Origin of the sequence: Streptomyces sp. NBC_00568 (assembly GCF_026341855.1) — a bacterium.
Lineage (GTDB): Bacteria > Actinomycetota > Actinomycetes > Streptomycetales > Streptomycetaceae > Streptomyces.
In genome coordinates this window covers 7,378,710-7,402,328 of sequence record NZ_JAPENW010000001.1, presented here as the reverse complement: position 1 = coordinate 7,402,328, position 23,619 = coordinate 7,378,710, and the positions used below count along the sequence as shown (strand labels likewise).

The following is a 23,619-nucleotide window of genomic DNA, read 5'->3' as shown; positions in this document are numbered from 1 at the left end:
CCGCTGTGCGTGCAGACAGCTTCGTCGGCCGTATCGTCTCCGTTCTCTCGCGTCGTGCACCAGCCTTTCAGACCGGTGCCAGTCCCGGCACACCCAGCGCGCGCCAACGGAACACTGTGTCCAAACGCCTGGGCAGGGCCCGGGATAGTCAGAGCCCACTGCTCGTGAACGTGGGGCTGCACAAGGCCAGTCTCCGCGGAGCGGTCCTGCCTGGGGCAAATCTGCGCGGGGCTGATCTGCGCGACGCGGATCTCAGGGACGCCGACCTCGACAGCTCCAATCTTCAGGTAGCCAATCTCACCTCGGCGAGCCTGGAGGGTACTGGTCTGCGCAGTGCCGATCTGAGGGATGCCCATCTGAACAACTGCGACCTTCGGCACGCGGACCTGACGGACGCCGATCTGCGCAACGCACGCCTGCCGAAAGCAACCCTCGCCCACGCCCGGCTCACGGGTGCGGACCTACGCGAAGCGGTGCTCTCTGACGCGACGTTACGCAGCGCAGACCTCCAAGGCGCCGACCTGAGAAACGCCGACCTGCACCATGCCGACCTGCACGGCGCCGATCTGAGAAACGCGCGTCTGCGAACAGCCCTTCATACTGCCAATCTGGAGGAGGCCGACCTCAGCGGCACAGACCTGCGGCGACAGCAGCTCAAGAGCGGCCAACTCCGCGGCTGCAACCTGAGAGGTGCCGATCTGCGCGGCGCCGTCCTCGCCGGCGCAGACCTGCGGGACGCCGACCTCACTGGTGCCCAGCTCTGGAAGACCGACTTCGAGGAAGCCGATCTCAGCGGTGCCGTCTTCGACGACATCGACACCGGGCCCTGGCAACACACTGGCCGCGGCCTCCTCCGCCTGTCCGGAGCCCGCTGGACAGCAGCCACCCAATGGCCATCAGACCTGGAAAGCCTCATGCTGGCCCGGTCCTTGCGCGTGAGCGATGGGGTATGGGTCGTCTTCCGAACCACGGTCCACCGCCTTGCCGGCGAACCTCATAAAAGATGAACATGTGAGCCCAACAGAGGCCAGCGTTGTAGGCGTTGTGAAAGCTTGGGCTTCAGAACGATTCGGCCGGCTCGAGCGGGCCCCGCTTCACTGGCGACTTCTCGGTCCACGCCCAGAGTCAACGGCGACGCCGCAGAGCCAGCCTCGGTACATCACTGGGAGGACTGGCTAGTAGCCGGGCGACGAAGACCTCAAGTTTGTTGAGAATGGCGCCTTCTGGCAGGCCTCGGAGTGCCCTCTCCTGTCTGACGAACGGCTCCAGAGCCGTCCAGACCTCAATGCACTGATGGCGCAGCAGTGCGCTGACGGACCGCTCGTCCATGATGTCCAAATAGACCAATATTGCGTAGAGTTGAAAGAAGTATCCAACGTCATAGATCTTCCGCTGCACCTGCTCGTCGAGCCCTGAGATTCCTCCGTCGCTGGACATCATCGGCAATTCGTCACGGATGAAGGCGTAGTTGCGATGAAACTCAAGCGAGCGGAACTCGGTGAGGAGCTCAATCAGCGGACCGACGTGGTTTCCATGCCGCTGGGCCGCGAACTGGTTCTTTGCCAGCCACGAGGACACGGCCAACGCGAAGATCGACACGGCGACGGCTCCAACGTTGATTGCCGTCGAGACATCCACCTGTCGCACCCCACCCCAGGTCAGCTCGAACGCGGATTCCCTGAGCCGTGCAGGAGAACCTCGCCATGCCCGTCCACCAAGGATTCTGCTCACTCAACCTGGAAGGAGGGGCGCAGAGTTGAATGTCGGGGGCGCCAACAAGCTCTCCGTAGAGCTTTTGCCGTACACCCGAGGCCAGAGATGCACGGCACCTCCCACAGCCCTTGCGGGCCGATCCGCTTCACAGCGCCCGAGGTGTGGGCGATGGTGGTGGAGCCGTCGAAGGTCCACAGTCCGACGGCATCGAGATCTCCGTCCTCTGTGCCAGCTGCAGGATGTGTAACCGGGCAGGGCCAGGGATGTGGGGGCGTCGGACTGCCGTCCGTGCTCGTGTCCGGCGCAGACCACGAGATGCACCCCGCCTATCCAGGGGCCGCAACGCTCGGACCGCCGATCCCGAGCGGACGCCTGGAAGCCTCGCCGAATAGGCCGCTGAGGTATCCCGATATCCAGCACAGCAACTCGAAGTAGCCGAACAGTAGACCGAACGCAGCCAAGGGTGTGGCACGTCGATCCGCAGTCATTCGCGGCAGGCGGGTCGATCGAGGCAAGTGAAAGCGTGTTGCAGAACGCCGTAGAGATCGCGCAGCACGCCTAATGGAACCGCACACTTATGCGATAACCCTAGGTGGTGCTGACGGAACGCGGCCGCTTCGCTACGTTAGGGTCATGGCTTCTCCCGCACCCGGCGTGCCGAGTGACACCCTGCGGGAGGAAGTGCGGGATCTCGTCCGATCCGTCGCCTTCTTGAACCGGGCTCATCACTGGCTGCTGACACGGGCGTCCGTGTGGCTCGCTGGTTTCGGCGTCCTGTATCTATTCGGAGGCTTCTTACTGGGGTGGTCCACGGCGTACGAGGTCCTGGTGGGTCTGACAGCGCCCGCCAGCTCCCGCCATCCCTGGTACGGCTACCTCCTCTCCCTGGCGGGATGGCTACTGGTACCGGGCCTGACCGGAGCGGCAGCCGGGTATCTCGTCACCCGGCAGATCGAGCGTCGCCGTTCGACCGACATTGCCGAGCTGCTGGACCGGATGCAAAGCCAGTCCGGTGGCCCGGGACCCCCGGCCGCTGGCGGTGGTACATGAGATCCCTGGACGACCTGGCCGCCGAAGGAGGCGACGCAGCGAGGTTCGCGGATGACTTCATCAACAATCCTCATCGGGGCAACGTTCAGCTGGCGAAGGATCATTGGACGCGCACGATCCGGTATATAGCCGACCACGCTCGGGAATTGGAGTCGCTGGATCGCAGGGAGGCAGAGCGCCGCGCTGAGGACATAGCGCGCATGTTGGCGCATGGTCTGGCGCGGGCACACAAGTGTTGGGCTTGCGGTACACAACGTCCCTCGATGTCTTGGTGGCGACGGCGAACATGACTGAGAGAACACCTACAGAGCAGGTCATCCGACACATGCTTGCCGGAGTCTTCGACGACGCCACGCCCGAGTCTCTTCGAGCGGCTGCGGAAGATATCGCACAGGTGGGACTGCGCCGGGCTCCGACTATCGAGGACATTGACGCGTTCGTCAGCCGGCACGCTGTACTGCTGCGTTCTTCCGCCCGGCCTGCACGGCGCTCCAGTGCGCTGACTGAGGGGCTGCGGAAGGCGAAGGGACTTGCCTCCGCCGGGGCAGCGGCGGCGGTCGAGCGCATGCAGGCAGCCGGGAGCCTTGCAGGACAAGGCGGAGAAGCGAAGCGGCGAATCACCACCCTCCGGAATGCGCGTAAGCGCGCCAAGACACTGTCCCGCTTCCGAAGCGAAGACGCCCAAACGGCCGCTTACCGAATGCAGTACGAGCTATTGGCGAAGGCCATGGACGATCCAGAACTCGCCGCGGTTCTCGACACATACGACGCAGACGTATCTCCGGGCCGGCAGCGCCAACTCCTCTTCAGCAACGCCCTCTACGTGCACGCGCTCTACGCCTACCGCACCGGCGTCCTCGACTGGGGAGAGCTCCACGGACATGCCAGAGTGCTGCTTCAGAACCGCATCTTCCGCGAGTACTGGGAAGCCACCCGATATCACCGAGCCAGCCTGCCGGAGAGATCGGTGGAAAGCAGGATTGGCCGCATGATCGACAGCCTTGCACGCGACTTGGACGAGTCAGACGCAGACGAGTGGTGGGTTGTCGGCGAAGCTCCCGAGGACCGATCCTGAACAGCCAGACCTCGTGGGCGTTGACGCCCTTTCCGCTCGGTCTCCACGTGCGCGGGCCCTGGGTTGTGCCCTGCTGCAGGAGGCTGCCAAGCAGACCAAGCAGCGCACCGCGGCCGTCCTCGCGCAGGCGTGGCTGCTTGTGGGGTGGATCGAGTTCTTCGACCTGTGCGACGCGGACCGTGCCGATCAGACCTTGCTGCGTGCTCTGCAGGCGCTGCTGGGCGATGCGATCCTTGCGCACCCGGCGTTCATCCCCGCCTGCAAGAGCGACCAGGATGCGGCCTCGAACGAATGCTTGCCACCCGTGCTTACGCTCGCCCTGGCCCGGCATCAGTCGAGCTGCTCGCGTGGCTGGACGCGGTCCAGGCAGAGTGCGAGACCCGCTGCGGCGAAACGAGGAGGGCGCTGCACCTGATCGATGCGGGACTGGGCGGCGTCGCCGTTGCGATGGTGCCGGCGCGCACGTAGTTCTGGTCGACGTGCGAGCGGGTCAGCGCCTTGTTGTTCGGGTCGATGACCGCGGTCAGGCCGATGCTGCAGCTCTGGGAGACCAGCAGGGCGACCATGGAGACGAGCAGGCCCTCCATACGGGTGCGGCGGTTTCGGAGACGTGGCCGAAGGAGTCGAGGAAGCCGGTCCAGGAGTGGACCTCGAACAGCAGGTCCGGTAGGTCGATCCTGGGGAACATGGCCTCGGTGGTGGTCTTCAGCCAGGTCAGGGACTCCGGTTCACCCCCCTCAGCTGTTCGCAGGGCGGTGATCTGAGAGGAGCAGGGCCAGCGGCCCGGCGGGGAGGAGGAACCGCCCGTCGTGCACAGCTTGCAGCGCATCGGCCATCGGCCACCACATCAGCTTGAAGTCCTGCTCCGTCTCGGTGAGTTCCTGGGCGCCGAGTGTCAGGTCTCGGGCCTCGTAGATGTGGACGCGTGCCGGAGAGCTCAGCGTGATGGCGTGTGATCCCAGCTGCCGCCATTGCCCGGCACTCACTCCGGCTTCCTCGCGCAGCTCGCGGCGGCCGCAGTCCAGCGCGCTCTCTCCGTCTTCACGGCGCCCGCCGGGCAGGAACAGGTACTCGCCTCCGTGGGCGGGAAAGTCGGCGCTCAGCAGTGCAACAAGGCCGTTTGAGTCGCGCGCCACGACCACGGAGGCGTCACGCATCGATCCATCGCTCATACGGATCGAGCGTAGCGGTCAGTTGTGCACCCATATGGCGAAAGGCACATTCCACACGGCAGGGTGGGCGATGCCGCGGCCGTGGAAGCCGTCGTCTCCGTAGGCATCGCCGTGGTCGGCGCACATGATGACCAGCCACCGTCCCCGGGCGGAGAGCCCGTCGAGCAGCCGACCCAGGTGGGCGTCGGCGTAGGCGAGCGCGGCCGCCTGTGAGGCGCTGCTGTCCGTGCTGTTGCCCAGGTAGTGGCCGTGGGGGACGTGTGTGGCGGAGACGTTGACGAACAGCAGTAACGGCCAGCGGCCGTCGTAGTGATCGGCGATGGCGAGGGCCTGGTCTGCCTGATGGCGAGTGGAATCGGGCTCCGGGGAGCAGAACTCGGGCCGCCAGTGCGCCTCGTGGAACATTGCAGGCAGTACCGAGCCGAGTGGGGTCTCTTGGGAGAAGTAGGTGACCCCGCCGACGCATACGGTGCGGTAGCCGTGCGCGGCGAGTCCGTCGAGGAGATTGGGGGCGTCGAACACGAACGTCTGGGGCGGCACCTTCTTGAAGGCTGGTGGGCGGCACTCCCACAGGCGGGCCGGCTGCTGGGGCTGGGGCAGTTTGGGCAGAAAGCCGGAGAAGAACGCCATGTGGGCGGGCAAGGTGAAGGTTCCGGGCGTCTGTCGGCGTTCCCACTGTCCGCCCGGAAGGAGCCCGGCGAGGCGCGGTGTGCGGCCGTCCTCGAGCGCGCGGTGGGCGACGTCGTGGCGCAGGGAGTCGAGCGTGACGAACAGGATGTTGGTGCCGGACTCGATGATCTCTGCTGCGTTGATCACGGGTGGGCTCCGTCTGCCGACGTGGGGGGCCAGAGCTCGATCGCGCCCTTGGCCTGGGTGTTCACGGGGATCGGGATGCGGTCCCGGGCGATGAGGTCGCGGATCGCTGCGAGCCCGGTGGTGTCGTCCAGCAGCGTGCCGAGCGGGGTGTAGAGGCGGATCCGTACGGTGTCGGTGCGGTTGTCGGTTCTCGCGGACACCCACGCGGCCGGGGCTTCAAGGGCGCTTGCTGCGGCCAGCAGTTCCTCTTCGGGCTGCTGCCCGAGGTGGCGGACGCGGCAGGCGTAGTGCTCGGCGTTGATTGCGCCCCGGCACAGGCGGTCGGCGAATTCGACGCTGACCGGGTGTCCGTCGTGGGCCACGGCGAGACGGGAGGTCTTCATGGTGACGACCAGGCAGGCGCCCAGCCACCAGCCGACGGCCTCGTGGATCTCGCCGGGGTAGTGCCCGACGGCGCCGCCGTCGCGGATGACCGCGGCCGTGTCGATGGGGTTAAGCAAGGGGGCGCTCCAGATCGGCGATGACCCAGTTGGCGAGCTCGTCCGGCGTTTTGTCGTCGGTGTCGAGCCAGACCGCGGTGGCGTCGGCTTCGGCCACTTTGGCGAAGTTGGTGAGGAGGCGCGGGAGCCGGTCGGGGATGTTGAGCAGGTCGGTGTCGTCGCTCTTCGTGTCTGTCTTGGTGGCCAGCCGCTCGCGCAGCTCGTCCTCCGCGCAGCGCAGGTAGTAGGTGCGGGTGGGCGTCGCCATGTAGGGGCGGAAGGGTGCGAGCAGCGTGGTCACCGCATCGGTGGGGACGCTGTGGACGGCAGGGTGGCAGGCGATGACGGACGACAGGTAGCGGTCGACCACCACAGGCCCGTGTGCCTGGGCCTGTCGTATCCGGTCGGACGCGTGCAGCAGCCCGGACAGGTAGAACCCCAGTTGAGGCAGCGGCCGCAGCGTGCGTTCGATGAGCGGGGACCAGTCGGTGTGCGGGTCGGGCAGTGTGTGCAAGGTGGATGCCTTCAGGCGTGCGGCGAGCAGGCTGGCCAGCGTGGACTTGCCGACGCCGGACACGCCTTCCAGAACGACGATCGGGTGGTCGGTCTCGTAGGAGAAGGGCTGGTAGGGCGGCGGGATGTGGGTCATAGCGTCCCCTCGGTGAAGGCTGTGACGTGCCCGGCGACGGCTGCCACGAGCCGTTGCGGGTCGGCTAGGAGCTCGGTCACGCTCAGGCGCAGGTCATCGCGTAAGAGGCACGGCTGGATGCCGCCGTTGTGGTCGACGCGCAGGGCCCAGAAGCCCTCCACGCACTGGCTGCGCAGGAGGCAGGTGCCGCACTGGCCGACGTGGTGCCGGCCGAGGTTGCGGTGGATAACGTCGATCTCTATGCCGTCGATGCGGAAGACGCGCCGGCCCTGGCCCACCCCGGCGACTTCGACGTGCTCGTCCGAGGTCAGGGTGCGCAGGTAGGTCAGGATCGCTTCGGCCGACACGGCTGAGGCGGCCCGGGCTTCGTTGAAGTCTGTTCCGACCAGTTCGATGAACTGCACGGGCAGGCGGCGTTCCAGGGCGAAGTCGAGGATGCGCTCTACCTCGTGGGCGTTCTCCTTCTGGAGCAGGGTGTTCAGTTCCACCCGTTGGAACATCTCCCGGGCCGCCTCGATGCCGTCGAGGACGGTGTCGATGCCGATGCGGGTCCCGGCGATGGCCTTCAGGCTCTCGTCGGAGAAGTAGTGGAGCGATACCTTCACCTTGTCCAGGGGGGTGCGCGACAGCCACGCCCGGTGAGTGCGGACCCGGGTCCCGTTGGTGATCAGCGTGTAAGAGCCGTCCGGCCCTTGCTCCGGCAGTCCTTCCAGGATCGGCCGGGCCATCGGAGAAGACAGCGGCTCCCCGCCGGTGAAGTACACGCGTTTGAGGCCCTCGGCCGTCAGGGAGCGGATCAGCGCCAGGTAGCTGTCCGGGTCCAGCGCTCGGGTGCGCGGCTGCCGGGAGCGGTCCGCCCTGGTCAGCGGGGGCGGGACGTCACCCTCGTTGTGGCAGAACCAGCAGGCAATGTTGCACCGCGGCGTGAAGGAAACGCGGAGTTGCCCGCGCAGGGCGGCGAAGTTCTTCAGTGCTGTGAAGTCGACTGCGTCGGCTTCTACAGGATGAGTCAGCGGTTGCATGCTGGCCTCCAGAGCATTCCGTGAGATCGGACCCTTCGCCGCCCCGTCGGGAGAGACAGGGCGGCGAAGGCAGTGGGCTGGAACGAGAATTCACTGAGCCCGAGGGGGACTTCGGGCAGCGCCCCGCGCCGGGAGTCGAGTCGGGAATCAGTGGCTGATGCCCCGCTCGTATTGCCTGCGGAGGTTCTCCAGCCGGGCATCACCAAGCAGGGGCGCAGCGGAGAACGCTGGGTGTCCGCTGTGTGTGGTCACGTCGTGAAACAGACCGCTCCGCTCGGCGGCAAGGAGGGGCCGACCGCGAGCTGCTCGCTTCGGGCCTTTCCCTGCACGCGACCCCACTCCCTGCCGTCGGGAACTCTCGCCGATGGTCACGATCGTCTGCCCGGGAACGGTGGGGACCCTGAGGCTGGTCATCGTTCCTCCGTGGCGTGGACGGTCAGATACAGGCGCGTGGGGCCCCCTTCGCCGCGCCGGGGGAAGAGCGGCGAAGGGGGTGAGCACCAGCGCGGGAAGGGAGAGCCGGGTTGTAGGGGATCGGCCAGCAGCTCCCTGCGCTGGGCGTACGGCCTGCCCGATGGCCTGGGCGCGGACGGTCTTCCGGGCCACCGGGCAGGGGTCTATGCGGCCGTGCCGAGTTCCTCGAGCAGCTCGCCGAGGTCGAGGACTCGGAAGCTCGAGAGCCGGCGGACCATCTGCGAGGCGAGGAACGTGGCCAGGTCGGGGTTTCCGTAAGGCACGGCGATGTCCGGGCGGGCGACGACGTGCAGGCCCCCGCGGGCGAGGCGGCCGTAGAGGACTCCGCTCACGCCGTACATGGGTGCGCTCTGGGCGAGCAACACCATCGGCTGCTTCTCCATGTGCGGGCACAGCGCCGCAACGGTGCGGACGTGCCTGGCGCACACCGGGGGCTGGTTCGTCAGGATCTCGGCCCGGGTGGGGTCCTCGTCCCTGGGCCCTGCAAGGAAGATGAAGCCGATCTTCGTGCGGGCGGGCTGGGTGCAGACCTGGCATCGGAGGGTTTGCATGGTCATCATCTGCCGGTGCGGGTGCATGAACTTCCACTGCGGTTCCCCGGTCGGCATCCCGTCCGCGCCCAGCGGGTTCCAGCCGACCCGCGCGTACAGCACACCGCGCGGATCACGGTCCCGGGGATCTTCGTCGAGGTAGTGCAGGCGGCTTCGGCCCGGAGCGGTGCGCCTGATGACCAGGTTGTCGGGCGCGGCCTCCTCCCCTAACCGCTGGATGACGTACGGGGCTACGGCCGGTCCGGCTGCGATGGAAGGCATGGAACGATGCGTCTCTCTCGACGGGGCGGGCGGGTTGTGCGGAAGAAGGGAATCCAACATCAGGCCGCCTCCCGCAGGCACTTGATCGCGCCAAGGCGTTCGTGGAGTTCGTTGACCGCCCAGGCCATCCGACGCAGGTGCCCCACGGCCTGGAGGTGTTCGCCCGGCATCGCCTCGGTACGTAACCGGCGGGCCCGCTCGATCAGGCGTTCCGCTTCCGAGTCCTTCTGGCCGGCCTCCGCGGCGATGGCGATCGCGACGAGTTGCATCAGATGGGAGCGAAGCCGCATGTCATGGTCGCCGGAGGCTTCCTTGGCAGGGACGACATCGTCAAGGACCGCGCCGACGTCGTCGAGGAGCGATTCACCGTCAAAGGGCTGCCATCCACGGATCTTGGTCAGCACTGTTTCCAAGGCTTCAGAGGCTAACGGCGGCGTCCACACAGGTACCGCCCTGGTCCGCCCCGGGACGGTGGCGGCAGCCATCACGCCTTCTCCTCGGCCGGAACGGTGAGACGGCACCAGGTGACCGCGCCTGCGTCTCTGGTCCCCCATGCGCCGCCGTTCTCCTCAACCAGGTGGTCAACGAGAGCGAGACCACGCCCCGACTCGGCACTCTCATCGGCCTCACCGGGCTCGGCGCATCCGGCCATACCGTCCCGCACGGTGATCCGAAGGAAGCCGTCGCAGACAGCGAGGGTCAGGCTGATCTCCGTCGTTCCGCTGTGCAGCAACGCGTTGGTCAACAGCTCCGAGACGATCAGCGTGACGTCGTCCGTCATCGCCTCCAGCCCGCAGTACCTGAGGCGCGCGGCCGCGATCCGCCGTATGGCACCGACCTTGCGCATGTCCTTCTCTCGGGGCGGGGCGCCGCCACGACGCGGAGAAACCTCGAAGGTCAACCCCATGACGTCCTCATCGCAATTGGGGACTGTCCGATGCATCCGTACGGCTGTCGACGTCATCTCAACCTCGGTAACGGGTTGCAGCACCGGTCAGGGCGAGTTGGCACGATTGGCTGGTGAGCGTGAACCAGACCCATGAGTTGCTGCCTCCCTACTAGGCTCGCGGGGGATGGCGATTACGGTAGATAAACCGTCGCAACTGCTGAAGTGACCGCGAGTACAGGTGGCTTGCCGAAAGCTGCCCGGATTGGACCTCCCATGCGGCCGAGCCCTCGACAAACCCTGACCGGTAGTACGGGTACGAATTCGCGCGGCCGTTTCGGCGTCATCAGCGGGCATGTCTGGCGGGTGATTCGGGAGCAGCAAGGCTTCACGCAGGAGGAGATCGCCGAGCGCCTGAAGGTGAGCCTGGATACGATCGCTGGGTGGGAGACCGGGCGCCGTCCACTGACCGCGGTGCCTGTCGGGCAGATGCTCGTCCACCGCCGCCGGCTGATGCAGATAGGTACCGCGTCCGCTCTCTTACACGTACTGGAGCGCGCCTTGGAAGCCGACGTGCTCCTCGCAGGCGTTCTGGAAGAAGGCTCCCCGGTCGAGGAAAGCCTGCTCGGCGCGATGGTTATGCAACGCGAGTTCGCCGAAGTGCTGGTGTGGCCGCTCAACGGCGTCCCGCCACAACCCGTGCGGAACCTGCCCGCACCATCCCTTTCTCGCCGCGGACCGGCTCGATCCGGGCCTGAACTGTCGTCGGCTGAGCGGCGAGGCTTCTTCGCTCAGATGCGGCGTGCTGCAGAGCAGGCGCGCGGTACGGACCAGTTCCTCCTTCGTCGCCAAGCCCTCTACCTGTGCGGATACGACCGCGAGACGGACACGGAGGACTGGCTCGTTCACCAGCAGCGCAGCGAGCGGCCGGCCGATTGGCTCACCGACTGGCTGAACGCTCGCAGTGTGGCAGCCATTGCCGCCCGACAGGGCGACGTTGATCGCATGTCTCACTTCATCGACACCGCACTGGTGGATGACGATGCCGGAGAAGCTGCCAACCTCAACTACTTCGGCTACTGGGTCGGCGAGGTGAGGCAAGTCGAGCTCTCCGACGCCTTCATCGCCGACCGCTCTCCGGGGCCGTGGGCAGGCGACAGGCTGCTGAAACATCTCGTCGACGGGATCACGCCCGGGCACGGCTATGTGGAACTCAACATCCACAGCGTCTGGGCCCTCCTCCAGGCCCGGCCCGGCCTGCTCCGCTCGGGTGCAGCGTCCCGGGACCTGCGCGAGAGGCTGTCGATCATGTTGGATAGCGGGGGACTCTCGCCGCGCGGACGGCGGGAGTTGGAGAGCATCCGGTACGCGATCCGCCTCGCCGAGGCGTGAGAGGAGCCTGACGGTGTCCGAGGACCTGACCGCGGTGGCACGCTTCCTGTACGAGGCGGGGACGCTGAAGAACACCGCACGCACGGGATGGTGGATGGCCGGGGTCAAAGAGCCGGAGTCGGTCGCCGATCACTCGTGGCGTACTGCCCTCATCGCGACGATAATCGCCAAGCTGGAGGGCGCGGACCCAGCCAGGGCGGCATTCCTCGCGGTATGGCACGACTCGCAGGAATCCCGCACCGGGGACGTGAACTACCTGGGCAGGAAATACGCGCCGCAGGCCGACCCCCGCCACGTCACCGCCGACCAGGTCGCCCAGATGCCCGAAATTCTGGCTCAGGCCGTACGCGAGCTGATCGACGAATACGAAGCCAAGGAAACCCCGGAGGCAGTCTGTGCACGGGACGCCGACAAGCTGGAATGCCTGATCCAGGGCATCGAGTACAAGGCCCAGGGATATCAGAACGCGCAGCGCTGGATCGACAACAGCCGCAGCCGCCTCACGACGAAAACCGCCCATGCACTTGCCGAAGCGGTACTCGAAACAGACTCACTCGATTGGCTGCGCACAGCACTCGGCGAAAGCAACACAGAGCAGGCCTGATCCACCTGGTCTCTCAGATGACGCGCGGCACGTCCGGGAAACTATCCCCGCGCGTGCGGGGAGCAGGCCATCGGGAACGCGCCCGGGTCGCCGTGGTCGGGACCATCCCCGCGCGTGCGGGGAGCAGTACTTGGAGTTGGTCTCCCCCACCCAAGGCTGGGGACCATCCCCGCGCGTGCGGGGAGCAGGACGGGGTGATCGTCACCCGGCCCGTGCGGATGGGACCATCCCCGCGCGCGCGGGGAGCAGGCCGGGACGTTGACGACCGCGACCACGGGCCCGGGACCATCCCCGCGCGTGCGGGGAGCAGCTGGATCCCGTCGAACTCCTCGTCGCCGCCGAGGGACCATCCCCGCGCGTGCGGGGAGCAGGTCACCACGACCTTCTACACGAAGGGCTCGAAGGGACCATCCCCGCGCGTGCGGGGAGCAGCCGGCTGGCAGGAGCCGCCCAGAGTGAAGAGAGGGACCATCCCCGCGCGTGCGGGGAGCAGCATCTGCCGTCTTGGTGTGGCGGTCGGATGTGGGGACCATCCCCGCGCGTGCGGGGAGCAGGAGCGGGCTCACGATGCGACGCTGAAGAAGACGGGACCATCCCCGCGCGTGCGGGGAGCAGACGCCGATGGGGAGCGGCGCGGACTCGACGCCGGGACCATCCCCGCGCGTGCGGGGAGCAGCCACGCCTACGACTACCCGACCGTCGCCTGGAGGGACCATCCCCGCGCGTGCGGGGAGCAGAGGCTGCGGGAGTTGGAGGAGCAGCAGTGCGCGGGACCATCCCCGCGCGTGCGGGGAGCAGGCCGTCTCGCTCGCAGTCGCTCGTGGCTGGGTGGGACCATCCCCGCGCGTGCGGGGAGCAGCGGGAACTCACCGCTCTCGATGCGGGCGCGGAGGGACCATCCCCGCGCGTGCGGGGAGCAGGGCACCAGCGGCAGCAGCCCGACGCTGGCCCTGGGACCATCCCCGCGCGTGCGGGGAGCAGCCACGGGCCCGGCGTCGCCGCGCGTGCGATCCGGGACCATCCCCGCGCGTGCGGGGAGCAGCCGAGTTCGGCGGTCGGCTTGATCCTGTAGAAGGGACCATCCCCGCGCGTGCGGGGAGCAGCCGGAGAGTTCCCCGCCTGGCCGTCGCCCTCGGACCATCCCCGCGCGTGCGGGGAGCAGCCGGAGACCGTTCCCCGCCTGGCCGTCGCCCTCGGACCATCCCCGCGCGTGCGGGGAGCAGTCGATCGCCTCGGAGGCCCCGCCGACGGTGGTGGGACCATCCCCGCGCGTGCGGGGAGCAGATAAGCCCCTCGTTGGCGAGGAGCCGGAGCGCGGGACCATCCCCGCGCGTGCGGGGAGCAGAAAATCGTCTCCTGCACGTACTCCAGGGCCGGGGGACCATCCCCGCGCGTGCGGGGAGCAGTCCTCGGGCGACAGGTCTTCCCAAGGAACGGAGGGACCATCCCCGCGCGTGCGGGGAGCAGATGGCCCCGTCCGGTACATGCAGGGAATCGCGGGGACCATCCCCGCGCGTGCGGGGAGCAGAACCTGTCTAGTTATTTATCCGGGTGCAGCCCGGGACCATCCCCGCGCGTGCGGGGAGCAGGACCGGCTCGAAGCGACCGTGTTCCCCAACCCGGGACCATCCCCGCGCGTGCGGGGAGCAGTACCGGATCGTTTTAACCCCTGATGGCCGGGAGGGACCATCCCCGCGCGTGCGGGGAGCAGACTCACCGACCTGCGCTTTTAGCGCAGGAACCGCCCGTTCTCGAGTAGTTTCATCGAATCACCCAAAACGCTCTTACCGGGCATATATAACGATCAAGCCCTGCCGAATCGGCGACGTTTGGAAGCCTTGCTCCAGCCGGCCTTGGGTGCGCTGGACGTGGAGGGCGTGCCGCTGCTTGGGCGGCGGATCAAAGTGAGGCCTTCGTGGTCGGCGGGGTGCCAGTTATGGTCGTGGGTTCGGAATGTGTAGCCCTGCTCGTTGTTTGTCGTGTGAGCGAGTAAGGCCCGGCCTTGGTCTGCGTACTGTTGCACCTCGTCCCAGAGGACGTCGCGTACTTTGGCCGATGGGTTGCCGATGAAGACGCCTGCAGAGATTTCCAGAAGCCATCGCGTCAGGAATCCTCGTAGTCCTGCGGGGCAGTTTGTGAGGACGATGACGGTCACCAGCTCACGGGCTCCTCGTCGTAGTTGCGGCCGGAAGGTACTGCGTGGCCGCCGTTGCTCTGCAGGGTGACGACGTCTGACATGCTGCTCACTTCGTCAGGTCTGGGTTTCAGAAGACTTTGGATATCGGCAACGCAACGGTCCAGCAGGGAGAGTTCGTTGATCCGATCGCGTAGGGCGCGGCGGGTTCGTGAGCCAACGTCTTCGTCTCCCTGTGCTGCGACATCGAAGGCCAGGGGGATACCGATCTCGGTCTTGTAGAGATCGGCGATGTCCAGGACGAAGGACAGCTCGTGGCCTGAGTGGATGAAGCCGAGTGCAGGGCTGCAGCCGAGTGACGCGACGACTGCGTGGGCGATTCCGTACATGCACTGGGCCGCGGCGGTGACGGCCTGATTCACAGGGTCGCCGCTCGCGAAGTCGCCCGGGATGTATTTACGGCCGCGCCAGGGGATGCCGGTGCGGGCCGCTTGTGCGCGGTAGCAGTCTTTGACTCGTCGTCCTTCCAGGCCGAGAAGTTCGTGGCGTGAACACCCGGCAGGGTCCTCATCAGGGAACCGCAGCCGGTACATGTTGCGGGCGACGGCAAGGCGGCTTCGGACATTGACCCATTGGCCGGCCTGGGCTTCTGCGAGGGCGGAGGAGCGGGTCAGAGCCCGTCCTGCCGCGTAGTAGCGCACACCCTGTTCGCCTACCCAGGCCACGGCTGCGCCGGTCTCCCCCAGGACGCTCATGGCCTGGTGGGTGATGCGGGTTCCGGGGCCGAGGAGGAGGGTGCCGATGGTGGCGGAGGGGATGTGCGTGGTGCCGTCGGCGTCCTCCGCCGTGATTGCGTTGGCGTCCCGGTGGATGGTGCAACGCTCCAGATAGACGAAGGACATCCGGTCGCTGGCGCGTGTGAGGTGCCGCGGTGTGAGGGCGGGGCGCTTGCCGACAGTCGTCACCGCTTCACCCTCCAGCGTTGGGGACTGGCGGGGCCAGGGTCATCAACCCGCACCCGTACGCTTTGGCTTTGCCGAGCCCCTGGGTGAGCGTGCGGCGCAGGGCTTCGGGATCGGTGACTTGCAGGCGTCCGTCGTACGTGACGGTCAGCAGGCTCACGGGGCGGCGCTGCGCCTGCGTCGGGCCGCCGGACTTGGCGAAGGACAGTGGGCGCTGGTCCCGGACGGTCAATTCGTAACGGTCGCCGTGGTGTTCATGCCCTTTGAGGGTTGTCCCGCTGGGCAGGAGCCGTTGGTCATGGGGCTTTTCGATGATGCGGAAGCCGGCACGTTCCTGGCGTTCGAGGAGCCACTTCTTCTGGTGGACGGGGGTGATGTGGGCCGTTGCCTTGGTGGGTTCGCCGTCCTTCCGGCGGATGTGGTGGACCGGGTTGGCGGTGAGCCGGAAGGCCCACATACCGCCCTCTGAAAGACGGTCGAGCAGCTGTCCGTAGGGGCGGGTGTGCCAGCCGGGTGTCTCCGGGTTGGCGGCGGCCGCGGGCCATCCGGCCTGTTCGACGAGGTGGGTGAGGTCGGGCTGGGCGGGGCTGACGACGTACAGGAAGACTTCCGCCCGCGCATTGTGGTCCAAGCGCCACAGCACTCTGGGACCGCCGGCATCGCCTTGGGCTGTGGGGAGCAGGGCGGGGAAGGACGACATCACGGCTGCGTGGAGTGCCTGCGGTGAGGAGAGCAGGCGGCGGGCGCCGGGGCGCGCGGTGTTCACGCGGAAGCGGGTGAGGTACATCAGGGGCTCTCCTCCTGCAGAGCAGCGAACGGGTCGTGCGCCGGTGCACTCCTCGTCGGGCTGGCGGCTTGCGGGTTGGGCACGTCCACGGTGGTCCGCACGATGCTGCGCAGTGCGTGGCGCCGGTGCTCTGCTGCAAAGCTGAGGGGCTGGTCGCGCAGTACGTCCGCGTGCTGTTCGCCGGGCCGGGCTTCGCGCAGGACGGCCAGAGGGACGCTGGCCTGCCGGTACTGCCTGCGATACCAGCGGGAGGCTCGCCAGGGTTCGTTGCTGAGGACCTGCTCGAGTTCGCCGTCGTCGTGGAGGCCGAGTTCCACGGGCTGGGAGGGCGGGCAGGACCGTCGGCCGAGATAGGGCGGATAGACCGGGGCACGCAGCGCGCTGTGCAGTTCGCGAAGCAGCCCCGCCTCGCCTTCGACCGCGGCGACGAATACCGCATCGGCGAGGTAGAAACGCTCCGAGAGCGGCATCGACTTGCCGCTGTCCGCGTGATGAGCGGTCTGGAAGTCGCGTATCCGGGTGCCAGGCTGGTCGATGCGGACGCCGAAGCGCAGTGCGCTCAGCTGGGCCAGAGCTGTGTCGTCGCCGCGCTGGATGCCCCGGGCAGCGGTGAGCATGCCGATGACGCCGCTTTTCGTCGGCGCCGGCTCGGTGGTACGGCGGGTGAAGCGGGCGGAGGCCCCCCAGGCCTGCAGGGGCCCGGCGAGTCGGAGGGTGAGCACGCTCATGCAGGCTTCTCCACCTGGGCGGCGACGGCGCTGCCGACCGAGGAGACGAGGGTGGTCAGGTTGGTGGTCTCTTCGCCGAGTCCGGTGAGCTTTTCCGTGGCCGGGCCCACGCGCAGAACCCAGGTGCTGGTCGATTCGCTGTCCCCGTAGGCGCGTTCGATGTCGGGGATGTACTCGGCGAGGCGCCCGACGGCTTCCCTGACGTGGCCGCCGCCCAGCTCGCTCGTCACGGGCTCTTCGAATGCCGCAACGAAACTCACGGGGCGTGTGGTGCGCAGTTTGACGATGACCACGTCGGGCAGGGTGTGGTGCCCGAACGTGTTGATCTTTCCGGTGGGCAGGGAGGCCACGAAGCCGTGGACGAATGCTTCCACCGCACGGCGCACGGGAACGGTAAGCGGCTCGTCCTCGCGCAGGCCCTGGCCGAGGTTCTCCCCCAGCTGGTGGACGGCGATGGTGGCGTACCGGTAGAGGGTGGCGGAGTTGAAGTCGACCGTGCCGATCATTCCGGCGCCGGGCTCGGCGTCCGTGTTCTGGTCGTCGACAGCGGTGTAGTAGTCGGACTCGTTCTCCACGCGGTGAACGCTGATGGCGTGGGCGACCTGGACCGCGGCGTCCACGTTGATGTCGGCGGAGTCCGCGACCATCCGGCCGAACAGAGCGATGTCCACGGAGTGGCGGGTGTCAGCAATGGCTTTGGCCCGCGCCTTGTTGTCCTTCAGGTAAGCCTTGATGTCGTCGGCACCTTCGACGGCAAATCGGGCAAGGCCCTCAAGCTGCCGGGCGCTGAGGAACATCAGGTACTTGGACTGGGGCGCCGGTTCCTCCTGGCCGTCCTTGGCCGCTCCCGCCTTCCGCTTGGGCACCTCGATCTTGGAACCGGTTGCGGCCTCGATCACCTCAGCCGCAAGCGTCAGAGCAGCACCTTCCAGGGAGGGCTCCAGGGCGACGATTCGCTCGGCGAGGACTTCCGCCACCTTCTTCGTGCGTACGCCGAGCTCGCTCGGGTCGAGAAGGTGTTCGTCCCTGAAATAGGTGCGCGTCGCGCGCTTCCAGGCCTGGCTGGAGACGCGGGCCCGGGGCACGCCGCCATAGACGGCGGACTTCGGTGCACCGGTGTCGTCCCTGTTCAGGTTGCTGGGAGGCACGGTCTGCAGAGCGTGCACGTCGAGGAAGATCCGCTTCACGAGGCGTCCTTGGAGGTGTCGATGGTCTCGGTTGGAGAGGGAGTCCGGCTGCCGGCTGCAGCCTCGGCGGGGGTCCGGTACGCCTGGAACGAGCGCCCCCATGCGCGGCGGACAACGTCCCGGCCGCCGGGCTCCTGCCAGTGGCAGAGCTGCTCGGCCAGCAGGCCGTAGTCGAGCTCGATGTCGTCACCGCGGAGCAGGACGACGATGTCCCGCAGGCGCTGCGCGAGCGTTGCCAGATCCGGTGCGTTGCCTGCCCGCACGAATCGTTTGAGGACGGGTTCTGCGATGTCGCCCGGCGGCATCAGACGGCGCACGGCAGCCCCCAGCCCTCTTGGGTTGTCACGGCGATCGGGCTGGTGCATGCCCCGGGGCCGGGACTGCTGGTGCAGAGCCCACAGCGTGGCCGCCACGTGCACAGCATCCTCGGCTCGCGACAGTTCCTTCTCATTCCAAGGACGGCCGCCGTCTGCCGGGGGCTCGTGCAGCGGTCCGGTATCAAGCAGACCCCACAGGTCGGGGACCTGGGCGAATTCCTTGCCTGCGCCGCGCCGCAGTCTCGCCAGCGCGGCCACGGCGTGCGGCCGGTCGGCGAGATGGTCGTTCTGCAGCCGCGTGATGAGCCTGCCGGTGACCGCTCCGGCTCGCGCACGGACTGTGGGGATGCTGGCGGTAGTGGTCATGCGGGCACCCTCGAGGAGGAGTCGGATCCAGACGCCGGGCCGGCTTCCGCAGGCCGGTCCGGGGTGAACGGGTGGCTCAGGGCCTTGCTCAGACGGGAGCGGAACCACTTGTCGGCCAGTGCCGAGTTCAGCCACACCGAGCCGCTCTTGGCGGGCAGGATGCGGCCCTGCCACGCGGTGTCTCCAGCGGCGGTCAGGAGCTTCTCGGCGAGCGTGATGAGGTGCCGGTACACGTCCTTCTGCCATCGGGTGCGTTGTGCATACGGGTCGTCCGCCTCGGCCAGATTCCTCAGCCAGGTGCGGTAGGGGCCGTCGAGGGCTGCGAAGCCGGCCTCACGTGCCGCGGCCCGCGGGCCTTCGCCGGCGGCACCTGCAGCACGGGCGAGGTCGGTTGCAAGGTCGCCCAGAGCGGTGACAGCGGCCTCGGCTTCGGCGACCGCATCGATGGCCTGCTGTGCATGCTCCCGCTCGCGCTGGTGCAGCAGCACCACGGCCATAGCAACATGGTCGTCGACGATCTCGTCGATCACCGACTGCTGGGTGCCGTAGACCGGTCCGACCACGTGGGCCCGGATGAGGAAGCCTCGCGGCAGCTCCCCTTCGGTGACCAGTCGCGCGATCCATTCGAGAATGCCCGGCCGCAGGTACGGGGCAGCGTCAGCGCCCTGACCGGCCTGGGCGCGATCGGCGATCAGCGCGGCCAGCCCCCGCCACGCCGCACGCGCGGGGTCGTGCTCGCGGGGCAGATAGATCAGCGGCTTGCCCTGCTTCTTCTCCTGGGCCGTACTGCGCCGCCAGGCCGTCATCGGCTCGTACGTGTGCATGTTGTACGCGGCAAGCGGGTCACCGTAGCCGAGCACGACCCCATGGACGGCTTCGGCGTCGAAATGCAGCCGCACTCGCCGCGACTGCCAGGTGTACAGATCCCGCAGGCCCGACGGGGTCCGACCACTGTCCGCTCCGGCCTCGCAGGGCTCGCGCCGCCACGCCGGCCGGTCATCGGCGCCGAATCGCAGACCGTTCGTGTCGGCGGCCACCAGATTCAGCAGCAGCGTCTCCCGGAGGCTGTCTCCTTCGGCGACGACGCCGCCGAGCATTCCGGTCCATCCGACACCGAGGGGATATACCTTGTTGTTCTTGGCGCGGGCGTCGCCCACAGCACCGGTCTTGATGCCGGAGGTGTCAAAGGCGTGGGCGTGCACGACCCAGCGCGCGGCTTCAGCAAAATCAAGCCGGTCCACGCCCGGCAGACGGGAGCTGAAGAACGGGTCACCGTTGGGGACGTCGGCGACGATCCTGTTGAGCGAGAAGACTTCGCCCTTCGCCGTCCGCAGATCGGCGACCTGGTAGAACGGGGCCTGTGGGTGCAGCAGGTCGAACCGGGTCCGATGCTGGTCCAGGTACGGTCCGACCGGGGTGAAGCACGCGTCATCGGCCCACAGGCCGGCCCAGTCTTCGGTATCCCGCGGCCCGTCGAGGGCATCGTGCGCCACAGCGAGCAGAAGCCGCAGCAGGGCGAACTCCTGGGTGGGCAGGTCCCCGACGAGACGGCGCAGCTCATGGGCCTGCTCGAACACCTCGCTCAGCGACAGTTCATCCTGACTGCCGTCCTGGCGCAGGACCGGGATCCACGGCCGGCTGGTGAGGTCGAACGCCAATGGGCCGGCGTCGTCAGCTGGTTCAGGCACGGGTCACCTCAAGACCGTCGCGTTCGCTGTAGCGGAGCTGAAACCCTGCCAGGTGGGTCTGACAATCGGTGTCGAGCGCGAGAATCAGCTGGCCGGCGAGCCAGTGACTGTCCTTCACCTGCCATGCGGGCACGTAGAGTTCTTCAAGTTCGGTGATCGCCTTGTCCATCACGTCGGCATAGGAGAACTGGATCGGCAGCCGCAGACCGCAGGTGGCCGCCGCACGGGCCGCTTTCGGCGACGGCGCCCGGTCCTGGGGCAGATCCAAACCGCCTCTGCCGTCCGCCAGCCACGGCACAGTGGCCAGTGACCCGTCCCCCCGTCGCTGAACAACGATGACTTCCAGGCTCTCTCTGCTGTCGCGCACCTGGGCGCGCCCGGCCCGGCTGTCGTCCGCGTCACCGGCGCCCGCCGCAACCCAGCCGATCAACGGACGCCCTGGACGGGCTGCCGGTGCGAGAAGAAACGTGTCGGCCCTGCCTGCCTGGTCAGCGCGGTGCTCTTCGTGGGCGAGGCGTGCCTTCGCCATGGCCTCAGTCCACCCGGCGGGACCTGCTGGCGCATCCGTATACGCTCCTTGCACCAGGGGGCTGATGTCTTGCGGAATCCGGACCGGATGGCTGACATCGTCCAGGTGAGGCAGCAGGACGGCAGCAGACCGCAGCAGCATGTGAGCCCCGTAGACCGCGACGGATCCACGCACCGCAGTGGGCACATCCCCATGCCAGTCGACGCCGGTCACCAGGCAGCGCGCACTGCGAAGCCGCTCCGGTCGTCCGCTCTGAGCCTCGCCGCGCTGATGCCTGTGAAGGCGGCCCACCCGCTGGAGCAGGAGGTCGACGGGGCACAGATCCGTGACGAGCAGATCGAAGTCGACGTCAAGAGACTGTTCTGCGACCTGGCTGGCCACCACGATGTGCATCCCAGGTCGCCCGGCGGCCTTCTCCGCAGGACCGAACCGTCTGAGGAGATCGGCGTCCTTCGCGGCCCGGTCGACATCGATGAAGCATGAGTGAGCGACCGTCACATGGGCGTCGCCGAAACGCTCACGCAGGACACGGGCCGCGTCCAAGACCCGTTTGACCGTGTTGCGGACCACGAGCGCACAGCCACCGCCGGCGAGTTCTGCCGCGAGCCGGTCGGCCAGGACGTCCAGGCCGTCGTCAAGGCGCTCGACCTGGATGTTGCCACCGCGTGCGGAGACTTCGGGCTGCTCGACGGCCGGCTCACGCCCGGGCGCCACCGCCGTCAGTAGCGGATATGCGGTCGTCTGCTCCAATGCCTCGAAAGCCGCATCCCCTTCTCCAGCCCCCGCGTAGGCCTCCGCGAGCTGCCGGCGCCTGGCCGCGGGGAGCGTCGCTGAGAGCACCACGACCGGCACCCGGTACTCCCCCAGCCACGACAGCACCCGGTCCAGGTACGCGCTCATGTACGTGTCGTAGGCGTGCGCCTCATCGATCACGATGACCTTGCCGGCGACCGCGAGGTGACGCAGTGCCAAGTGCTTCGACTTGAGCCCCGCGAACAGCAACTGATCGACAGTCCCCGCCACGAACGACGACAGCATCGCCTTCTTGCGGCCCCGCAGCCATTCATGCGCCACCAGGTCCGCCGGCGCATTCCGGGTCGCATGCGAGGGCCGCCATTCCTCGGTCACGGCATCCATGTCGACTGCCTTGACGGGCTGGCGGCTCTCCCTCATGAGGTCGGCGTACTCCTCGTTCAAGGCAGCCTTCGAGTGCGCCAACAGCACAGAGAAGCGGGCGCCGTCCTTGGCGGGCAGCCTCTCGAGCCACTGGAGGAGACGAGGGAACATCGCGTTGCCGGTCGCCATGGTCGGCAGCGCGAAGAACACGCCTCCAGCACCCGCGCGTGCGGCGAAGATCTCCGCAACGGCAAGGGCGGCCTCGGTCTTCCCTTCACCCATCGGCGCCTCCACCATCAACAGCCCCGGCTCAGGCATCTCGTGCGCAAGCCGGACCGCGGCCTCCTGAACCGGCCGGGGCTTCGCCCCTGGCGGCAGGTCGAAGCGGGAGGCAAAAAGTTCCTGTACATCCTCGCCAGGAACGTCGGGCTGCCATGGCGGAGGAAGGCGCAGCCCCCGCCATGCCGCAGCCACGCGTTCCTCACCGCTACGCCGTGACTCGTCCGGGAAGTACGGGAACAGTTCCGGGTTGCTGGCGATCCAGTCAGCAAGGATCACCACAGCAGTGAGCAGCACCTGTACTGGCTGCGACAGTTTGACTGTCCGCCACTCCGCCAACCGCCCGCGCACGCCGAACTCATCGGCACAAGCATCGAGCAACTCGTCCTGCACACACCGCCACAGCGGACGACTCGTCCCTGGAGTGCGCAGCAGGTACAGCCGATCGTCCAGTGCCTTGATCTGACCGTGGTCCGGCGGGACGCCGTGGTGGCCCCCCACCACAGTCGTAAGCTGCCCGGCCTGCCGTCCCGTCCAGCCGAGCGATTCAAGCCACTCGCTCAGCAGCAACTGCCCGGCCAAGCCATGGGGGGCCATCCTGCGGTCAGGGCCGAACGCACGCGCCGTCCGCATCTCCAGCCCCTCCGCACGCATCCGGTCGGCGAGTTGATCGACCTGACAGGCAAAGGCCGGCGTCACCTTCCCGATGTCGTGAACCGAGGCAAGCCAAACCACCAAGTGCCGGGCATCCGCCTCGCCCCCTGGCAAGGGCTCGGCAATCAGACCGCGCAGGCTGTTCGGTAACCACCTGTCCCACAACAGTCCCGCCACAGCAGCGCTGTCTTCCATGTGACGCCACAGCGGCAGCCAGCCGTCAGTATCCCGGTCGTGCTTGGCCCACACAGTCCGGACCGGACCTGCGAGCCGGCCTCCCAATCCTGGGAGGAGCCCCCCGTCACCTGTCATGGCCCGATGGATACAGGTAAATCCCGCACCACGTAGGCTTCTGCAGGAAGTTGCCTGCAGTCTGATCAACTTCAAGCCTGAGCTGCTCAGTGTGTAGTAACAGACCAGGGAGTCCGGGCCCAGTGACGCTAGAACTTCGGAAGTAAACCGATATGCCAGGTATGACTGTTTCAATGGAACTCTGTGAAATCAGATCGCCTCGGCCATAAAGCTGCAGGTCACGCAGTCTGCTCCCCGCGCACGCGGGGATGGTCCCATCCCGGCCGGGCGGAGCGAACAGAACTGGATCTGCTCCCCGCGCACGCGGGGATGGTCCCATTGCACTCGGGCGGCTCGCCTACTACGCCAGCTGCTCCCCGCGCACGCGGGGATGGTCCCTTGGCGCGGAACTGCACGGACACCGACGACCCCTGCTC

At 67.6% G+C, this 23,619-nt stretch carries 23 protein-coding genes, 2 pseudogenes and 2 CRISPR repeat arrays (1 of these 27 cut by a window edge); of the genes and pseudogenes, 7 read left to right on the top strand and 18 right to left on the bottom strand.

Annotated elements, in window-relative coordinates:
* Window positions 1-5: 5 nt before the first annotated feature.
* Window positions 6-1,007: a pentapeptide repeat-containing protein gene (locus tag OOK38_RS32220; RefSeq protein WP_266849280.1), complete on the top strand. Its 1,002-nt coding sequence runs from the start codon at window positions 6-8 to the stop codon at window positions 1,005-1,007.
* Between the two features lie 118 nt (window positions 1,008-1,125).
* On the opposite strand, the gene OOK38_RS32215 is transcribed toward OOK38_RS32220, so the two are convergent.
* Window positions 1,126-1,638, bottom strand: a complete 513-nt coding sequence (locus tag OOK38_RS32215; protein WP_266849278.1) for a hypothetical protein — start codon at window positions 1,636-1,638, stop codon at window positions 1,126-1,128.
* Window positions 1,639-2,346: 708 nt separating this feature from the next.
* Between OOK38_RS32215 and OOK38_RS32210 the strand changes: the two genes are divergently transcribed.
* The 4 genes and pseudogenes from OOK38_RS32210 to OOK38_RS32200 form a co-directional block, all read left to right on the top strand.
* Window positions 2,347-2,763: a DUF6313 family protein gene (locus tag OOK38_RS32210; protein ID WP_266849277.1), complete on the top strand. Its 417-nt coding sequence runs from the start codon at window positions 2,347-2,349 to the stop codon at window positions 2,761-2,763.
* The gene (locus OOK38_RS34660; RefSeq protein ID WP_354006131.1) at window positions 2,760-3,053 is read left to right on the top strand and encodes a DUF6313 family protein; all 294 of its coding nucleotides are present in this window, start codon (window positions 2,760-2,762) and stop codon (window positions 3,051-3,053) included. Before OOK38_RS32210 ends, OOK38_RS34660 begins: the two co-directional genes overlap by 4 nt.
* Entirely contained in the window at window positions 3,035-3,838 is an 804-nt protein-coding gene (locus OOK38_RS32205) for a DUF6082 family protein (protein ID WP_266849276.1), read from the top strand. The genes OOK38_RS34660 and OOK38_RS32205 overlap by 19 nt, the downstream gene beginning before the upstream one ends.
* A gap of 58 nt (window positions 3,839-3,896) precedes the next feature.
* Window positions 3,897-4,255 (top strand): annotated as a pseudogene (locus OOK38_RS32200) (transcriptional regulator); the annotation flags it as partial.
* A 20-nt stretch (window positions 4,256-4,275) separates the two neighbouring features.
* Here OOK38_RS32200 and OOK38_RS34655 read toward each other — a convergent pair.
* The 9 genes and pseudogenes from OOK38_RS34655 to OOK38_RS32160 form a co-directional block, all read right to left on the bottom strand.
* Window positions 4,276-4,568: pseudogene (locus OOK38_RS34655) on the bottom strand (Tn3 family transposase); the annotation flags it as partial.
* 7 nt (window positions 4,569-4,575) lie between these two features.
* Complete coding sequence (locus tag OOK38_RS32195; protein WP_266849274.1) at window positions 4,576-5,010, bottom strand: NUDIX domain-containing protein; 435 nt, start codon at window positions 5,008-5,010, stop codon at window positions 4,576-4,578.
* Between the two features lie 18 nt (window positions 5,011-5,028).
* Window positions 5,029-5,826 (bottom strand): STM4013/SEN3800 family hydrolase, encoded by a 798-nt coding sequence (locus OOK38_RS32190; RefSeq protein ID WP_266849272.1) that lies wholly within the window; start codon window positions 5,824-5,826, stop codon window positions 5,029-5,031.
* The gene (locus OOK38_RS32185) at window positions 5,823-6,326 is read right to left on the bottom strand and encodes a hypothetical protein (RefSeq protein WP_266849270.1); all 504 of its coding nucleotides are present in this window, start codon (window positions 6,324-6,326) and stop codon (window positions 5,823-5,825) included. The genes OOK38_RS32190 and OOK38_RS32185 overlap by 4 nt, the downstream gene beginning before the upstream one ends.
* Window positions 6,319-6,954: an AAA family ATPase gene (locus OOK38_RS32180; protein ID WP_266849268.1), complete on the bottom strand. Its 636-nt coding sequence runs from the start codon at window positions 6,952-6,954 to the stop codon at window positions 6,319-6,321. Before OOK38_RS32180 ends, OOK38_RS32185 begins: the two co-directional genes overlap by 8 nt.
* Window positions 6,951-7,976 carry a radical SAM protein gene (locus OOK38_RS32175; RefSeq protein WP_266849266.1) on the bottom strand — a complete coding sequence of 342 codons (1,026 nt, stop codon included), beginning with the start codon at window positions 7,974-7,976 and terminating at the stop codon, window positions 6,951-6,953. The genes OOK38_RS32180 and OOK38_RS32175 overlap by 4 nt, the downstream gene beginning before the upstream one ends.
* A 617-nt stretch (window positions 7,977-8,593) precedes the next feature.
* The gene (locus tag OOK38_RS32170; protein WP_266849264.1) at window positions 8,594-9,262 is read right to left on the bottom strand and encodes a hypothetical protein; all 669 of its coding nucleotides are present in this window, start codon (window positions 9,260-9,262) and stop codon (window positions 8,594-8,596) included.
* A 59-nt stretch (window positions 9,263-9,321) separates the two neighbouring features.
* Window positions 9,322-9,666 carry a DUF6415 family natural product biosynthesis protein gene (locus tag OOK38_RS32165; RefSeq protein WP_266849262.1) on the bottom strand — a complete coding sequence of 115 codons (345 nt, stop codon included), beginning with the start codon at window positions 9,664-9,666 and terminating at the stop codon, window positions 9,322-9,324.
* Window positions 9,667-9,746: 80 nt separating this feature from the next.
* Window positions 9,747-10,109 (bottom strand): ATP-binding protein, encoded by a 363-nt coding sequence (locus OOK38_RS32160; RefSeq protein WP_266849261.1) that lies wholly within the window; start codon window positions 10,107-10,109, stop codon window positions 9,747-9,749.
* Window positions 10,110-10,424: 315 nt separating this feature from the next.
* Between OOK38_RS32160 and OOK38_RS32155 the strand changes: the two genes are divergently transcribed.
* Complete coding sequence (locus OOK38_RS32155) at window positions 10,425-11,540, top strand: helix-turn-helix transcriptional regulator (RefSeq protein ID WP_266849259.1); 1,116 nt, start codon at window positions 10,425-10,427, stop codon at window positions 11,538-11,540.
* A 13-nt stretch (window positions 11,541-11,553) separates the two neighbouring features.
* Window positions 11,554-12,144 (top strand): HD family hydrolase, encoded by a 591-nt coding sequence (locus OOK38_RS32150; RefSeq protein ID WP_266766077.1) that lies wholly within the window; start codon window positions 11,554-11,556, stop codon window positions 12,142-12,144.
* Window positions 12,145-12,181: 37 nt separating this feature from the next.
* Window positions 12,182-13,855: direct repeats of the CRISPR family, unit length 29 nt; unit sequence GGGACCATCCCCGCGCGTGCGGGGAGCAG.
* A gap of 93 nt (window positions 13,856-13,948) precedes the next feature.
* Here OOK38_RS32150 and cas2e read toward each other — a convergent pair.
* Genes cas2e through cas3 form a run of 8 tightly spaced genes read right to left on the bottom strand, consistent with a single transcriptional unit; the run spans window position 13,949 to window position 23,203 of the window.
* Entirely contained in the window at window positions 13,949-14,299 is a 351-nt protein-coding gene (gene cas2e, locus OOK38_RS32145; RefSeq protein WP_266766078.1) for a type I-E CRISPR-associated endoribonuclease Cas2e, read from the bottom strand.
* The gene (cas1e, locus tag OOK38_RS32140) at window positions 14,296-15,243 is read right to left on the bottom strand and encodes a type I-E CRISPR-associated endonuclease Cas1e (RefSeq protein ID WP_266849257.1); all 948 of its coding nucleotides are present in this window, start codon (window positions 15,241-15,243) and stop codon (window positions 14,296-14,298) included. The genes cas2e and cas1e overlap by 4 nt, the downstream gene beginning before the upstream one ends.
* A gap of 4 nt (window positions 15,244-15,247) precedes the next feature.
* Window positions 15,248-16,027: a type I-E CRISPR-associated protein Cas6/Cse3/CasE gene (cas6e, locus tag OOK38_RS32135; RefSeq protein WP_266849256.1), complete on the bottom strand. Its 780-nt coding sequence runs from the start codon at window positions 16,025-16,027 to the stop codon at window positions 15,248-15,250.
* Entirely contained in the window at window positions 16,027-16,755 is a 729-nt protein-coding gene (gene cas5e / locus OOK38_RS32130) for a type I-E CRISPR-associated protein Cas5/CasD (RefSeq protein WP_266849255.1), read from the bottom strand. Before cas5e ends, cas6e begins: the two co-directional genes overlap by 1 nt.
* The gene (gene cas7e / locus OOK38_RS32125; RefSeq protein WP_266849253.1) at window positions 16,752-17,942 is read right to left on the bottom strand and encodes a type I-E CRISPR-associated protein Cas7/Cse4/CasC; all 1,191 of its coding nucleotides are present in this window, start codon (window positions 17,940-17,942) and stop codon (window positions 16,752-16,754) included. Before cas7e ends, cas5e begins: the two co-directional genes overlap by 4 nt.
* Window positions 17,939-18,625 (bottom strand): type I-E CRISPR-associated protein Cse2/CasB, encoded by a 687-nt coding sequence (gene casB / locus OOK38_RS32120; RefSeq protein WP_266849252.1) that lies wholly within the window; start codon window positions 18,623-18,625, stop codon window positions 17,939-17,941. The genes cas7e and casB overlap by 4 nt, the downstream gene beginning before the upstream one ends.
* Complete coding sequence (casA, locus tag OOK38_RS32115; protein ID WP_266849250.1) at window positions 18,622-20,313, bottom strand: type I-E CRISPR-associated protein Cse1/CasA; 1,692 nt, start codon at window positions 20,311-20,313, stop codon at window positions 18,622-18,624. Before casA ends, casB begins: the two co-directional genes overlap by 4 nt.
* The gene (gene cas3, locus OOK38_RS32110; protein ID WP_266849248.1) at window positions 20,306-23,203 is read right to left on the bottom strand and encodes a CRISPR-associated helicase Cas3'; all 2,898 of its coding nucleotides are present in this window, start codon (window positions 23,201-23,203) and stop codon (window positions 20,306-20,308) included. The genes casA and cas3 overlap by 8 nt, the downstream gene beginning before the upstream one ends.
* Window positions 23,204-23,430: 227 nt before the next feature.
* Window positions 23,431-23,619: direct repeats of the CRISPR family, unit length 29 nt; unit sequence CTGCTCCCCGCGCACGCGGGGATGGTCCC (it continues 1,548 nt past the right edge of the window).

What these genes read in the sequence shown, in the direction of transcription:
- OOK38_RS32210 (WP_266849277.1), top strand. Translation starts at nt 2,347, where the DNA reads ATGGCTTCTCCCGCACCCGGCGTGCCGAGTGACACCCTGCGGGAGGAA.
- OOK38_RS34660 (WP_354006131.1), top strand. Translation starts at nt 2,760, where the DNA reads ATGAGATCCCTGGACGACCTGGCCGCCGAAGGAGGCGACGCAGCGAGG.
- OOK38_RS32195 (WP_266849274.1), bottom strand. Translation starts at nt 5,010, where the DNA reads ATGAGCGATGGATCGATGCGTGACGCCTCCGTGGTCGTGGCGCGCGAC.
- OOK38_RS32180 (WP_266849268.1), bottom strand. Translation starts at nt 6,954, where the DNA reads ATGACCCACATCCCGCCGCCCTACCAGCCCTTCTCCTACGAGACCGAC.
- OOK38_RS32175 (WP_266849266.1), bottom strand. Translation starts at nt 7,976, where the DNA reads ATGCAACCGCTGACTCATCCTGTAGAAGCCGACGCAGTCGACTTCACA.
- OOK38_RS32170 (WP_266849264.1), bottom strand. Translation starts at nt 9,262, where the DNA reads ATGCCTTCCATCGCAGCCGGACCGGCCGTAGCCCCGTACGTCATCCAG.
- OOK38_RS32160 (WP_266849261.1), bottom strand. Translation starts at nt 10,109, where the DNA reads ATGCGCAAGGTCGGTGCCATACGGCGGATCGCGGCCGCGCGCCTCAGG.
- OOK38_RS32155 (WP_266849259.1), top strand. Translation starts at nt 10,425, where the DNA reads ATGCGGCCGAGCCCTCGACAAACCCTGACCGGTAGTACGGGTACGAAT.
- cas6e (WP_266849256.1), bottom strand. Translation starts at nt 16,027, where the DNA reads ATGTACCTCACCCGCTTCCGCGTGAACACCGCGCGCCCCGGCGCCCGC.
- cas5e (WP_266849255.1), bottom strand. Translation starts at nt 16,755, where the DNA reads ATGAGCGTGCTCACCCTCCGACTCGCCGGGCCCCTGCAGGCCTGGGGG.
- casB (WP_266849252.1), bottom strand. Translation starts at nt 18,625, where the DNA reads ATGACCACTACCGCCAGCATCCCCACAGTCCGTGCGCGAGCCGGAGCG.
- cas3 (WP_266849248.1), bottom strand. Translation starts at nt 23,203, where the DNA reads ATGACAGGTGACGGGGGGCTCCTCCCAGGATTGGGAGGCCGGCTCGCA.